We start from the raw sequence: 13,110 nt of genomic DNA, 5'->3' as shown, positions 1-13,110 counted from the left end.
TAACGCGGATGCCAGCGAAAGAGCAAAAGACAAACCGCGTCGCAGACAGAAAGAGAAAGCCCCCAAACACCCAAGTACAATGACACATCCGCCCGCCCGGGCGCCGGCACGCTTAGTGCCGTATCCACTCAACGCCCAATTCAAGCAAATGGCCCAATACGTCTTCACCATGAACCGGGTCGGCAAAATCGTGCCGCCCAAGCGTCAAATCCTGAAAGACATTTCGCTGTCGTTCTTCCCTGGTGCGAAAATCGGCCTGCTCGGCCTGAACGGCTCGGGCAAATCCACGCTGATCAAGATCATGGCCGGCGTCGACAAGGACATCGAAGGCGAAGCCACGCCGATGCCAAACCTGAACATCGGCTATCTGCCGCAGGAACCGCAGCTCGATCCGCAAAAAACGGTGCGCGAAGCCGTCGAAGAAGGCCTCGGCGACGTGTTCAACGCGCAAAAGAAGCTCGACGAAATCTACGCCGCCTACGCGGAACCGGACGCCGACTTCGACGCGCTCGCCGCCGAGCAGGCGAAGTACGAAGCGATCCTCGCGACGTCCGACGGTGGCAGCGCCGAGCAACAACTCGAAGTGGCCGCCGACGCGCTGCGTCTGCCGCCGTGGGACGCGAAGATCGAGCATCTGTCGGGCGGCGAAAAACGCCGCGTCGCGCTGTGCAAGCTGCTGCTCGAAAAGCCCGACATGCTGCTGCTCGACGAACCGACCAACCACCTCGACGCCGAATCGGTCGAATGGCTGGAGCAGTTCCTCACGCGCTTCCCGGGCACCGTCGTCGCCGTGACGCACGATCGCTATTTCCTCGACAACGCCGCCGAGTGGATTCTCGAACTCGACCGCGGCTACGGCATTCCGTGGAAAGGCAACTACAGCAGCTGGCTCGATCAGAAGGAAGACCGCCTGAAGCAGGAAGAGGCGTCCGAATCGGCGCGTCAGAAGGCGATCAAGAAAGAACTGGAATGGGTGCGCCAGAATCCGAAGGGCCGTCAGGCGAAATCGAAGGCGCGTATCGCCCGCTTCGAGGAACTGAACAGCCAGGAATATCAGAAGCGCAACGAAACGCAGGAAATCTTCATTCCCGTCGGCGATCGCCTCGGCAATGAAGTGATCGAGTTCAAGAACGTCAGCAAGTCGTACGGCGATCGCCTGCTGATCGACAACCTCAGCTTCAAGATTCCGGCGGGCGCGATCGTCGGCATCATCGGGCCGAACGGCGCCGGCAAGTCGACGCTCTTCCGCATGCTGACGGGCAAGGAACAGCCGGATTCGGGCGAGATCATCAAGGGCCCGACCGTCAAGCTCGCGTACGTCGACCAGAGCCGCGACGCGCTCGACGGCTCGAAGACCGTGTTCGAAGCCGTCTCCGGCGGCGCCGACGTGCTGACGGTCGGCAAATACGAAACGCCGTCGCGCGCGTATATCGGCCGCTTCAACTTCAAGGGCGGCGACCAGCAGAAGATCGTCGGCAACCTGTCGGGCGGCGAGCGCGGCCGTCTGCATCTGGCGAAGACGCTGATCGCGGGCGGCAACATGCTGCTGCTCGACGAGCCGTCGAACGACCTCGACGTCGAAACGCTGCGCGCGCTCGAAGACGCGCTGCTCGAATTCGCCGGCTCGGTGATGGTGATCTCGCATGACCGCTGGTTCCTCGACCGCATCGCGACGCACATCCTCGCGTTCGAAGGCGATTCGCAAGTGACGTTCTTCGACGGCAACTACCAGGAATACGAAGCGGACAAGCGCGCGCGTCTCGGCGAAGAAGCAGCGCGTCCGAAGCGTCTGCGTTACAAGCCAATCACCCGTTAAGCGTTCGCTGTGCCGCCGTCCGCACACGAGCCGCTCGCGCGGCTCGATGCGAACGGCATATGGCTTGCTGACTCGTCACACGCAGACGAGGAGATGGCATGGCGATATCGACGGGCAAGCGCGTGGTGGCGGCCTTGGCGGGCGTGATCGTGCTGCTCGCCGTGATCGCGCTCGGCGGGCTGTATTTCGTGCAACACGAAGTGAAAGAGCGCGTCGTCGAGGCGCTCGCGCCCATCGGCAGCGCACAGAGCATCGACGTCGGACTCACGTCGATCACGCTCAACCGCGTACGGCTGACGGCGCCGAAAGACTGGCCGACGGCCGACTCCCTCACTGCCGAGCAGATCACGATGACGCCCGATGTCGGCGATCTGCTTGCGCATCGGGTGCACATGAAAAGCGTGGTGCTGCGCGGCTTCAGCCTTGCGCTTGTGCGCACGGCGGCCGAGCGTCTCGAACTGCTGCCGAAGCTGCGGCAATCGATGAGCCAGTCCGCGAACGCGGCAAGCGGCGCGAGCGCGGCGAACGGCGCAGCGTCGAGCCGGCCGCCCTTGCCCGCCGAAAAGCTCATCGAGCACATCGCGTTTGCAGACGGCCAGTTCATCTTCTACGACGAATCGGTCAGCAAGCCGCCGTACAAGGTGGTCATCAGCGACGCGAGCGCCAGTGTCGACCATATCCATCTGCCCGATCTCACCGAACCGACCAATCTGTCGGTCCGGGGCTCGATCAAGGGTCCGGCGCATACTGGCAAGGTGACGTTCAACGGCTGGATGAAAATCGCCAGCAAGGACTCGCAGACAACCACGACCCTGCGCGGCGTCGACGTCGTCACGCTCGATCCGTATCTGCTGAGGCAGGCAGGCGCGAGGACGCAGGTAACGGGCGGCACGCTCGACCTGAACATGCAGGCGACCGTGACCAGTTATCACATCCACGCGCCGGGCACGGTCACGCTGCATCGTCTGCAACTGGCCGACACGGGCGATCCGCTCGACACCTTCATGCAGATTCCGACCCGCGCCGCCGTCGCCGCGCTGAAGAAACACGGCGACGACATCACGCTGCATTTCACGATCGACGGCAATTTGCGCGACCCGAAGTTCAAGCTCAACGAAAGCCTGATGACCGAACTGCGCGCGAATTTCGCGAAAGCGCTGGGCGTCAGCGCAGAAGGCGTCGCGAAGGGCGCGGGTGAAACGGTGAAAGGACTCGGCAACGCGCTGAAGAATCTGCTCGGGCAATGACGCTCGCTTCAGCGGCAGGACGCAGTTGCCAGGCTCAGACGGGCAAGCCTAACGCTCGCAGCCTCGCTTCCGTTTCATCAGCGTTCGTGTGATGCACGCCATGCCAGCCGAGTTCGGTTGCCGCGTTGGCATTCTTGATGTTGTCGTCGATGAAGACGAGTTCATGCGGCTGCACATCCGGCAGATGCGCGCGAATCCGGCGCAGCATTTCATCGAAGATCGCCGGGTCGGGCTTGACCATCTTCACGCGGCCCGACACGACGATGTCCCTGAAGCGGCGCAACACCGGGTAGTGCTCCCACGCATACGGAAACGTCTCGTCCGACCAGTTCGTCAGGCCGAAGAGCGGCACGTTCGCGGCTTCGAGTTTCTCGACGGTCGCGACGCCGTCGTCGAGCACGCCCGCGACCATTTCATGCCAGCGCTCGTAGAACGCGCGAATCAGCGGCTCGTGCCCGGGAAACTTTTCGATCAGCTCGGCCGTGCCTTCCGCGATCGGCTGACCGCCGTCCTGGCGGATCACCCAGTCCATCGTGCAGACATTGGACAAGAACCAGCGGCGCTCGGCGTCGTCGGGAATCAGCGCGCGGTACAGATACTCGGGGCTCCAGTCGATCAGCACGCCGCCGAAATCGAATACGACTGCCTTGATGGTCATGCAAACTCCGTTTGCAGAATGTCGGCGAGGGGCCGCACTTTGACGCGCTTGCCCGTCATCGACGAATTGGTCCAGACGAAGTTCTGGTGCTCGACGATCTTGTCGGCGGCGATGTGCGGCTTGTGCTGCGTCGTGTGAAGGTCGGACACGACCGTCGTGCGCAGGCCGAGCAATTCGGCGCGCCGCGCCGTGGCGTTGACGCAGAACTCCGTCGCGTAACCACATAGGATCACGCTGTCGATGTCGCCTTGTTGAAGCTGCGCGGCGAGTGGCGTGTCATGGAACGAATCGCCGACAGTCTTGAAGATGGAACGGTCCTTCTGCTCGCGAACGAGCGCGGCGGGCAATTGCCACGCGTCGCTGCCGCGCGCGAGCGGCCCGTTCGCATCGCTTTCGTGCTGCACGAAAAACACTGGCGCATTCGCATCGCGCGCAGCCGACGTGAGCCGGTTGATGCCGTCGATCACGTCGCCGGCGCGATGAGCGGCCGACGGGCCGCTGAAGAACATCTGCTGTACATCGACGACGATGACGGCAACACCGGACATGCGGGCCTCGCTATTCGTTGGTCTTTTCTTGCGGCGGACATTTGCCGCGAACACGGCGGCATCGACGCACGAGACGCCGCCGCAACAAGTGGCTGCGACGGCGTCCCGCGCGTCAGATCGGCTGCGTGCGCGTTTCGAGCCACGCCTTCGCGTCGCCCGACACATGCGGCGAGACGCGCGCACGCACCAGCTCGTGATACGCGTTGAGCCACGCGCGCTCGTCGTCGCGCAGCAGGTTCAGCGCGATGCAGCGCGTGTCGATCGGGCACAGCGTCAGCGTTTCGAATTCGAGGAAATCGCCGAACTCGGTTTTCTGCGCCGGACGGTTCAGCACCAGATTCTCGATGCGAATGCCCCATTTGCCCGGACGATAGATGCCCGGCTCGATCGACGTGATCATGCCCTCTTCCATCGCTGTCCACGCTTCGGCGGGCGCGTAGTGCGAGATCACTTGCGGACCTTCGTGGACGTTCAGGAAATAGCCCACGCCATGACCCGTGCCGTGCCCGTAGTCCGCGCCCATTTCCCAGATCGGCGCGCGCGCGATGGCGTCGAGCATCGGCGAACGGATGCCGCGCGGAAACTTCGCGCGCGACAGCGCCATCGTGCCCTTCAGCACCGTCGTGAAGTCGCGGCGATGCTCGTCGTTGATCGTGCCGATGGGCACGACGCGCGTGATGTCGGTCGTGCCGCTCAGGTACTGGCCGCCCGAGTCGATCAGCAGCAGGCCGTTGCCTTCGATCGTCGAATGCGAAGCGGGCGTCGCTCGATAGTGCGGCATCGCGCCGTTCGCGTTGAAGCCGGCGATCGTCGCGAAGCTCAGCGTGACGAAGCCCGGCCGCCGCGCGCGCGACGCAGTCAGCTTTTCGTCGATCGTGAGTTCGGTGATCTTTTCACGGCCGAGCGCGCCCTCGAACCACGCGAAGAATTCGGCGAGCGCCGCGCCGTCCTGCTCCATCGTCGCGCGCACATGCGCGGCTTCGGCTTCCGTCTTGCGCGACTTGAAGAACGTCGACGGATTCACCGACTCGACGATTTCCACCGACGCCGGCACCGATTGCAGCAGGCCATACGTGATGCGGCGCGGATCGATCAGCAGCGTCTGGCCGCCAGGCAGCGCGGCGAGCGCGTCGGCGGCCTTGGCGTACGGCTCGACGCGGATGCCGTCGCGCGCCAGCGATTCCGCCAGTTCCGCGGGCACTTTACTGTCCGTCACGAACAGCGACGCGCGCTCCAGCCCGATCAGCGCATGCGCGACGAAAACCGGGTTGTAGCTCACGTCCGCGCCGCGCAGATTCAGAAGCCAGGCGAGGTCGTCGAGCGTCGAAATGAAGTGCCATTGCGCGCCTTTTTCCTGCATCGCGCGGCGAATCCGGTCCAGCTTTTCTGCACGCGAGACGCTCGCGTGCGGCGCGACGTGCTCGTAGACGGCGCCCGTCGGCAGCGGCGGACGCTGCGGCCAGACGACATCGAGCAGATCGAGGTCGGTGCGCAGCTTGACGCCGCGCGCCGTCAGCGCATCGCTCAGCGCGCGCGCCGCCGCGACGCCGAGCACCGCGCCGTCGACGCCGACCGTCGCGCCCGCCGGCACGTTCTGCGCGAGCCAGTCGATATGAGGCGACGTCAACTGGCCGCCGAACATCTTCATCAGCTGAATGCCCGTGCCCGCCAGCTGGGCCTCGGCCTGCACCCAATAGCGGCTGTCGACCCACAGGCCGGCGAATTCGGCCGTCACGACCAGCGTGCCGACCGAGCCGGTGAACCCGGACAGCCACTCGCGGCCCTGCCAGCGGCCTGGCAGATATTCGGAGAGATGCGGATCGGCCGACGGCACGAGCCAGGCGGCGAGCCCTTGCTGCGTCATCGCGCTGCGCAGTTGTGCAATGCGCTCGGGGATCGAGGCGGTTTCGGGGAGTCGTACATTCATCGGTTTCACCTGCAAAGAGTCATCGACGGGATAACAAGCCGACCGTCACGGCAACGGCAACAAGAGCGAAAGCGGTGCAGACGGGCCATTCGAGCGTATCGCCGTCATGGAAGAGCTGGACGACGTTGCCAGCCATGTGCGCGATGGCCGCTCCCGCCACACCGACCAGGAGCGCCACCCACAGCCTCACGCGGCTCGCGCGCCGCAGCGGATGCAGCCACCAGCTGACCAGACCGACGACGGCGCCGAGGAGGATCAGTCCGGGCCAGCCCATCAACGCACTCCGCCGCTGATCATCAATTTAAGACTCATCTGATAGGCGGCTGTTTTATCGATGGCTAGCATTTTTTTCTCTTTCACTAGAAGGTCAGCACGGCTTTCTGCGTAGCGGTTGAGTTTAGGGGCCCGGGGTAAGGTTAGGCAAGCCGAAAGCCTCCCGCGCCAAGCCGCTGCTTCCCGCCTTCGTCCCATGCGAATCGCCCTTATTGAGCCAGACCTGCGGCATGCGGAAATCGTCGGCCGGCTATTGTTTGCCGGTGGGCATGCCTGTCACCACTTTTCCGCCAGCGCGCCGTTCCTGGCGGGCGCTGCTCGCGAATTCTTCGATCTGCTCGTCACCGACGCTTTTTGCGGCGACGCCGCCGCCGAGGACGTCATCGCGCGCGTGCGCGAGGTGTTGCCGGGCTTGCCCGTCGTCGTGCTCATGACGTCGCCGCGCGAAAGCGAACTGGTTGCGACACTGCAGGCGGGCGCCGACGACTGTCTGTCGAAACCCGCGCGCGGGCCCGAAATGCTCGCGCGCATCGACGCGCTGATGCGCCGGGCAGGCATCCGCCGTCCGCGCAACCGGGCGCGCGAAATGTTCGGCGAGTACGCGTTCGATACGGGCCGCTCGGTCGTCACCTTTCGGGGCCAGAGCGTCGCGCTGACGCCGAAGGAACTCCAGTTCGCGCTGCTGCTGTTCACCAATATGTCGCGTGCCGTTTCACGCGCGCACATCCTCGAAACCGTCTGGTCGCGCCGCCGCGACGTTAAGTCGCGTACGCTCGATACCCATGCGTCGCGCATCAGGACGAAGCTCGAATTGCGGCCGGAATTCGGCTACACGCTGGTTCCGCTGTACGGCTACGGCTACCGTCTGGACCAGATTCCCGTAGAAAAGCCGGATGGCGCGGATAAGGCCCCCGCGAATGAAAGATTCGTGGAAACGCTATAATATTGGGCTTAACCATAGCCCCAATACGTCGCCTTGCAAGGCCGTAGCGTCCCCGTGCAACTCTTAACGATCGGAATCAATCACCACACCGCGCCCGTCGCCCTGCGCGAGCGCGTGGCGTTTCCGCTCGAACAGATCAAGCCGGCACTGTCGACGTTCAAGGACATCTTCCTCGGCCGCACGGCCCGTACTGCGCCGGAAGCAGCGATCCTGTCGACCTGCAACCGCACCGAGCTGTACTGCGCCACCGACGACCACGCCGCCCGCGAAGCGGCGATCCACTGGCTGTCGAAGTACCACAACATCGCCGTCGACGAACTCGCGCCGCACGTGTACGCGCTGCCGCAGTCCGAAGCCGTGCGCCATGCGTTTCGCGTCGCGTCGGGGCTCGACTCGATGGTGCTCGGCGAGACGCAGATCGTCGGCCAGATGAAGGATGCCGTACGCACCGCTTCGGAAGCCGGCGCGCTCGGCACGTACCTGAACCAGCTGTTCCAGCGCACGTTCGCAGTCGCGAAAGAGGTGCGGACCACGACGGAAATCGGGGCGCAATCGGTTTCGATGGCGGCGGCCTCCGTGCGCCTCGCGCAACGCATTTTCGACAAGGTGTCGAACCAGCGTGTGCTGTTCATCGGCGCGGGCGAAATGATCGAGCTGTGCGCGACGCACTTTGCCGCGCAGCAGCCGCGTGAGCTGGTCGTCGCGAACCGCACGGCCGAGCGCGGCGAGCGCCTCGCCGGCCGCTTCAATGGCCGCGCGATTCCGCTGTCCGAACTGCCCGCCCGCATGCACGAATTCGACATCATCGTGTCGTGCACGGCGTCGACGCTGCCCATCATCGGCTTGGGCGCCGTCGAGCGCGCGGTGAAAGCGCGCCGTCACCGGCCGATCTTCATGGTCGATCTCGCCGTTCCGCGCGACATCGAACCGGAAGTCGGCAAGCTCGAAGACGTGTTCCTGTACACCGTCGACGATCTCGGCGCGATTGTCCGCGAAGGCAATGCGTCGCGGCAAGCCGCCGTCGCGCAAGCCGAAACGATCATCGAGACGCGCGTGCAAAATTTCATGCAGTGGCTCGACGCGCGCGGCATCGTGCCCGTCATCCGCCACATGCACACGCAGGCCGACACGCTGCGCCGCGCCGAGGTCGAGAAAGCGCAGAAGATGCTCGCGCGCGGCGACGATCCCGCCGTCGTGCTCGAAGCGCTGTCTCAGGCGCTCACCAACAAGCTGATCCACGGCCCGACGCACGCGCTCAACCGCGCCAGCAGCGAAAACCGCGATCAGCTGATCGAGCTGATGGGCGGCTTCTACAAACACGCTCACTCTTCGTCGGAGCGTTAGCGGCGCTCTACGCCGACGCATCGCGCGTGTTGCCGTCCCGACCCGCACGGTGCCTTATCCGCAGCGTCCCGGGCATTCGTCCCCGGTTTTCGTCCTGAATCCCGAATCCAGCCGTCCTTTTCGGAGTCCGCTCCGACCGCCCCAATGAAAACGAGCATGCAAGCCAAGCTCGACCAGCTCACCATCCGGCTGGCCGAACTGAACGACCTGTTGAGCCGCGAAGACATCACGTCGAGCATCGAGCAATACCGCAAGCTCACGCGCGAGCACGCGGAGTTGCAGCCTGTCGTCGAACATTACGGTCTGTGGCGCCAGGCGCTGAACGATGCGGCGACGGCGCAGGAATTGTTGTCGGACGCATCGATGAAAGATTTCGCGGAAGAGGAAATCCGCACGTCGCGCGATCAGATGGAAAAGCTCGAAGGCGAACTGCAGAAGATGCTGCTGCCCAAAGACCCGAACGACGACCGCAACATCTTCCTCGAAATCCGCGCGGGCACGGGCGGCGACGAGTCCGCGCTGTTCGCGGGCGACCTGCTGCGCATGTATCTGCGCTACGCGGAGCGCAACCGCTGGCAGGTCGAGATGATGTCGGCGAGCGAATCGGATCTGGGCGGCTACAAGGAAGTGATCGTGCGGATCGCGGGCGACGCCGCGTACTCGAAGCTCAAGTTCGAATCGGGCGGCCATCGCGTGCAGCGTGTGCCGGCGACGGAAACGCAGGGCCGCATCCACACGTCGGCGTGCACGGTCGCGGTGATGCCGGAAGCGGACGAAATCGGTGAAGTCGAGATCAATCCCGCCGATCTGCGCATCGACACGTTCCGCGCGTCTGGCGCGGGCGGCCAGCACATTAACAAGACCGATTCTGCCGTGCGCGTGACGCACCTGCCGACGGGCATCGTCGTCGAATGCCAGGACGATCGCTCGCAGCACAAGAACAAGGACCGCGCGCTGAAGGTGCTCGCCGCGCGCATCAAGGACAAGCAATACCACGAGCAGCACGCGAAGGAAGCAGCGACGCGCAAGAGCCTGATCGGCTCGGGCGACCGCTCGGAGCGCATTCGCACCTACAACTTTCCGCAAGGCCGTCTCACGGATCACCGGATCAACCTGACGCTGTATCGTCTCGAAGCGATCATGGCAGGCGATCTCGACGAACTGATCGCGGCGCTCGTGTCCGAGCATCAGGCTGAATTGCTGGCGTCGCTCGGCGACGCGGACTGAGCGCCCGCGCATGAATACAGCCGATACCGTCGCCACGCTGCTGCGCGCGTCACCGCTACCTGCGCTCGAAGCGCGCATTCTGCTCGGGCACGCGCTTGGCTGGCGCCGCACGGAACTGATCACGCGCGCCGACGACGCGCTCGATCCGCAGCAAGTCACGGCGTTCCGCGAGTTGCAGGCGAGACGCGTCGCCGGCGAGCCCATTGCACAGCTGATCGGATCGCGTGAATTCTTCGGGCTCGATTTCGAAGTCACGCGCGATGTGCTCGTTCCCCGTCCCGAAACCGAATTGCTCGTCGAAACGGCCGTGCAGTCGCTCGAAGCGCATGCCGCGCGCGCCCGCGTGCTCGATCTCGGCACGGGCACGGGCGCGATCGCCGTGTCGATTGCGTGGTCGCGCCCGGATGCGCGGGTCTGGGCCGTCGACCGGTCGGCGGAAGCACTGGCCGTTGCCGCGCGCAATGCGGTCCGGCTGCTCGAGTCGAAGCGCCCCGGCGGCGACGTGCAGTTCGCGCAAAGCGACTGGTACGGCGCGCTCGATGCCTCGCTTACGTTCGATGTGATCGTCAGCAACCCGCCGTATATCGCGAGCGGCGATCCGCATCTGTCGCAAGGCGATCTGCGTTTCGAGCCGCGCGGCGCACTCACCGACGAGGCCGATGGGCTATCGGCGATCCGTGCGATCGTCGCGGGCGCGCCGTCGAGGCTGGCGCCCGATGGCGTGCTGTGGATGGAACACGGCTACGACCAGGCGGCAGCCGTCCGCGCGATTCTGGCGGCGCAAGGCTTCGCCGATGTCCGTTCCGAGTTCGATCTGGCCGGCATCGAACGCATCAGCGGCGGGCGCTGGCCGGGCTGACACGCGACGAAATCACCGCGCCATGTGGGATTCCGCCGTCGGCCGGCATCTGCGAAATCCGCTATCATTTGTGTCTATCCCCAACACATACCGGAACCGCAAGGTCAGTCATGGACACGCAACAACGCATCAAGCAAATCGTCGACGAAAACCCCGTCGTGCTTTTCATGAAAGGCAACGCGCAATTCCCGATGTGCGGCTTCTCGGGCCGTGCGGTGCAAATCCTGAAGGCATGCGGCGTCGATCAGTTCAAGACGGTCAACGTCCTCGAAGACGAAGCCGTGCGCCAGGGCATCAAGGAATTCTCGAACTGGCCGACCATCCCGCAGCTATACGTCAAGGGCGAATTCGTCGGCGGCTCGGACATCATGATGGAGATGTATCAGTCGGGCGAACTGCAGCAGCTCTTCGCCGCAGCCTGATTCACGCAGACGGCGCCGCACGCCATGGAACCTCGCGCCGCGGCGCCACGTCGTCTCATCATCGCCATCACGGGAGCGACGGGCGCGATCTACGGCGTCCGGCTGCTTCAAGTGCTGCGCAAGGTTGGCGGCGTCGAAAGCCATCTGCTGATCTCCAGCGCAGGGTGGCTCAATATCCAGCACGAACTCCAGTTGTCGCGTGAAGACGTGCATCCGCTCGCGGATGTCGTTCATTCCGTGCGCGACGTCGGCGCAAGCATCGCGTCGGGCTCGTTCGCGACGGACGGCATGATCGTCGCGCCCTGCTCGATGAAAACGCTCGCGAGCGTTGCTCACGGACTCTCCGACAATCTCATCACGCGCGCCGCCGATGTCACGCTCAAGGAGCGTCGACGACTCGTGCTGATGGTTCGCGAAACGCCGTTCAATCTCGCGCATCTGCGCAACATGACGGCCGTCACCGAAATGGGCGGCGTGATCTTTCCGCCGTTGCCCGCCTTCTACAACCGGCCGGCGACGATCGACCAGATGGTCGACGACACCGTCGCGCGCGTGCTCGATCTGTTCGCGCTAGGCCCGGCGCTCGCGCCGGCGTGGCAAGGGCTGAATAGTCCGGAGCAATAAGCCGGGCGCTGTTGTCCCACCTCGCGGGCCGCACGCGCCGATCATCCCGCTGGATTCGCAACAGCGGCGAGACAATCAAATCCGCCTTGGGCCGTTTATCAATCACGAGTGCGGCCGTATATTCGAATCAACGAAACCATTCCGGCCACACCGGCCCGCACCGCCATGACCCGCTTGCCCTCCCTCTTCCTGTCACACGGCGCGCCGACGCTGCCGATCGATCCGTCGATGCCGCGCGAGCAATTCGCGTCGCTTTCCGCCAAAGTGCCTCGCCCGAAGGCGATCCTGATGCTGTCCGCGCATTGGGGCACGTTGCAGCCCGCCGCCAGCACGTCGAACGCGCCTGAGACGATTCACGACTTCTACGGCTTTCCGCGTCAGCTGTATGAGATTCAGTACCCGGCGCCGGGCGCGCCCGAAGTCGCGCGACGCGCGGCGGAATTGCTCGGCGAACAGGGCATGCCGACGGCGACGCAACCGCACGGCCTCGATCACGGTGCATGGGTGCCGATGCTGCTGATGTTTCCGCATGCCGACGTGCCGATCGCCCAGTTGTCGATCCAGCCGAGGCTCGATCCCGCGCATCACTTCCGCGTGGGGCGCGCGCTGCGTCCGCTACAGGACGAGGGTGTGATGATCGTCGGTTCCGGCCAGATCACGCACAATCTGCGCGAGGCGGATTTCTCTGCGCGGCCCGAGGATGCCGATCCGCGCGTCACCGAATTCACCGACTGGTTCGAGACACGCCTTGCCGCCTGCGATATCGACGCGCTGCTCGACTATCGACGCCAGGCGCCGCACGCCGCGTTCATGCATCCGACCGACGAGCATCTGTTGCCCGTATTCGCGGCGCTCGGCGCGGCAGCCGACCATTACAAGCTCGGCATTCAATCGCTGGGGACGTTCCAGCGCTCGCTGGCGATGACGAACTACGTGTTCGGCAACGCATAAGCACTGCCGTCGCCGGACGAAAAAAAGCCCGCCAGAGTTATTCTGGCGGGCTCTTGCTTTAGCGAATCAGGCAATTCGGGGCGATCAGACGCCGATGCCTTCGAGAATCTCGTCTTGCGCTTCGCGCTCGTCCAGATACCCGGTGCGATATCCCGTATGCACGCCCCAGTAATAGAACACGAGCGAGAACACGATCACGACCAGCATGTCCCAGCCATACGACAGCAGCCCCATCCCGCCGAACTGCCTGCTGCCGATCAGCGACAGGATC

The 13,110-nt window shown here is 64.4% G+C and carries 13 protein-coding genes and 1 pseudogene; 9 read left to right on the top strand and 5 right to left on the bottom strand.

Annotated features, from left to right (window positions below; all coding sequences use genetic code 11):
* The first annotated feature begins 148 nt into the window (after positions 1–148).
* Together ettA and AB4Y32_RS37450 are read left to right on the top strand one after the other, a co-directional pair.
* Positions 149–1,816, top strand: coding sequence for an energy-dependent translational throttle protein EttA (gene ettA, locus AB4Y32_RS37455; protein WP_368726107.1), 1,668 nt, complete (start codon positions 149–151; stop codon positions 1,814–1,816).
* 98 nt (positions 1,817–1,914) lie between these two features.
* Positions 1,915–3,063, top strand: a complete 1,149-nt coding sequence (locus AB4Y32_RS37450; RefSeq protein WP_368726106.1) for a DUF748 domain-containing protein — start codon at positions 1,915–1,917, stop codon at positions 3,061–3,063.
* Positions 3,064–3,097: 34 nt separating this feature from the next.
* On the opposite strand, the gene AB4Y32_RS37445 is transcribed toward AB4Y32_RS37450, so the two are convergent.
* The 4 genes from AB4Y32_RS37445 to AB4Y32_RS37430 form a co-directional block, all read right to left on the bottom strand.
* Positions 3,098–3,721 carry an HAD family hydrolase gene (locus AB4Y32_RS37445; RefSeq protein ID WP_368726105.1) on the bottom strand — a complete coding sequence of 208 codons (624 nt, stop codon included), beginning with the start codon at positions 3,719–3,721 and terminating at the stop codon, positions 3,098–3,100.
* Positions 3,718–4,269, bottom strand: coding sequence for an isochorismatase family protein (locus AB4Y32_RS37440; RefSeq protein WP_368726104.1), 552 nt, complete (start codon positions 4,267–4,269; stop codon positions 3,718–3,720). The genes AB4Y32_RS37445 and AB4Y32_RS37440 overlap by 4 nt, the downstream gene beginning before the upstream one ends.
* Before the next feature lie 112 nt (positions 4,270–4,381).
* Positions 4,382–6,196, bottom strand: coding sequence for an aminopeptidase P family protein (locus tag AB4Y32_RS37435; protein WP_368726103.1), 1,815 nt, complete (start codon positions 6,194–6,196; stop codon positions 4,382–4,384).
* A gap of 19 nt (positions 6,197–6,215) precedes the next feature.
* Positions 6,216–6,470, bottom strand: coding sequence for a hypothetical protein (locus AB4Y32_RS37430; protein WP_368726102.1), 255 nt, complete (start codon positions 6,468–6,470; stop codon positions 6,216–6,218).
* Between the two features lie 195 nt (positions 6,471–6,665).
* Between AB4Y32_RS37430 and AB4Y32_RS37425 the strand changes: the two genes are divergently transcribed.
* From AB4Y32_RS37425 to AB4Y32_RS37395, 7 genes are all read left to right on the top strand, one after another.
* On the top strand, positions 6,666–7,412 hold the full coding sequence (locus tag AB4Y32_RS37425) for a response regulator transcription factor (RefSeq protein WP_368726101.1): 747 nt from the start codon (positions 6,666–6,668) through the stop codon (positions 7,410–7,412).
* A 54-nt stretch (positions 7,413–7,466) separates the two neighbouring features.
* Complete coding sequence (hemA, locus tag AB4Y32_RS37420) at positions 7,467–8,756, top strand: glutamyl-tRNA reductase (RefSeq protein WP_368726100.1); 1,290 nt, start codon at positions 7,467–7,469, stop codon at positions 8,754–8,756.
* Positions 8,757–8,900: 144 nt separating this feature from the next.
* Positions 8,901–9,983, top strand: coding sequence for a peptide chain release factor 1 (prfA, locus tag AB4Y32_RS37415; protein ID WP_368726099.1), 1,083 nt, complete (start codon positions 8,901–8,903; stop codon positions 9,981–9,983).
* Between the two features lie 10 nt (positions 9,984–9,993).
* A complete protein-coding gene (gene prmC, locus AB4Y32_RS37410; RefSeq protein WP_368726098.1) occupies positions 9,994–10,842 on the top strand; it encodes a peptide chain release factor N(5)-glutamine methyltransferase in 849 nt (282 codons plus the stop codon).
* A gap of 110 nt (positions 10,843–10,952) precedes the next feature.
* Positions 10,953–11,264 carry a Grx4 family monothiol glutaredoxin gene (grxD, locus tag AB4Y32_RS37405; protein ID WP_368726097.1) on the top strand — a complete coding sequence of 104 codons (312 nt, stop codon included), beginning with the start codon at positions 10,953–10,955 and terminating at the stop codon, positions 11,262–11,264.
* Between the two features lie 24 nt (positions 11,265–11,288).
* The gene (locus tag AB4Y32_RS37400) at positions 11,289–11,888 is read left to right on the top strand and encodes a UbiX family flavin prenyltransferase (protein ID WP_368726096.1); all 600 of its coding nucleotides are present in this window, start codon (positions 11,289–11,291) and stop codon (positions 11,886–11,888) included.
* A 165-nt stretch (positions 11,889–12,053) separates the two neighbouring features.
* Positions 12,054–12,839 (top strand): class III extradiol ring-cleavage dioxygenase, encoded by a 786-nt coding sequence (locus AB4Y32_RS37395; RefSeq protein WP_368726095.1) that lies wholly within the window; start codon positions 12,054–12,056, stop codon positions 12,837–12,839.
* A gap of 84 nt (positions 12,840–12,923) precedes the next feature.
* Here the strand turns inward: AB4Y32_RS37395 and AB4Y32_RS37390 are convergent.
* Positions 12,924–13,110, bottom strand: a pseudogene (locus tag AB4Y32_RS37390) (amino acid:proton symporter); the annotation flags it as partial.

The sequence above is a fragment of the Paraburkholderia phymatum genome (assembly GCF_040965635.1).
Classification (GTDB): domain Bacteria; phylum Pseudomonadota; class Gammaproteobacteria; order Burkholderiales; family Burkholderiaceae; genus Paraburkholderia; species Paraburkholderia phymatum_B.
Note: the sequence above shows the minus strand (reverse complement) of the source record. Positions and strands in the feature narration are given on the sequence as shown.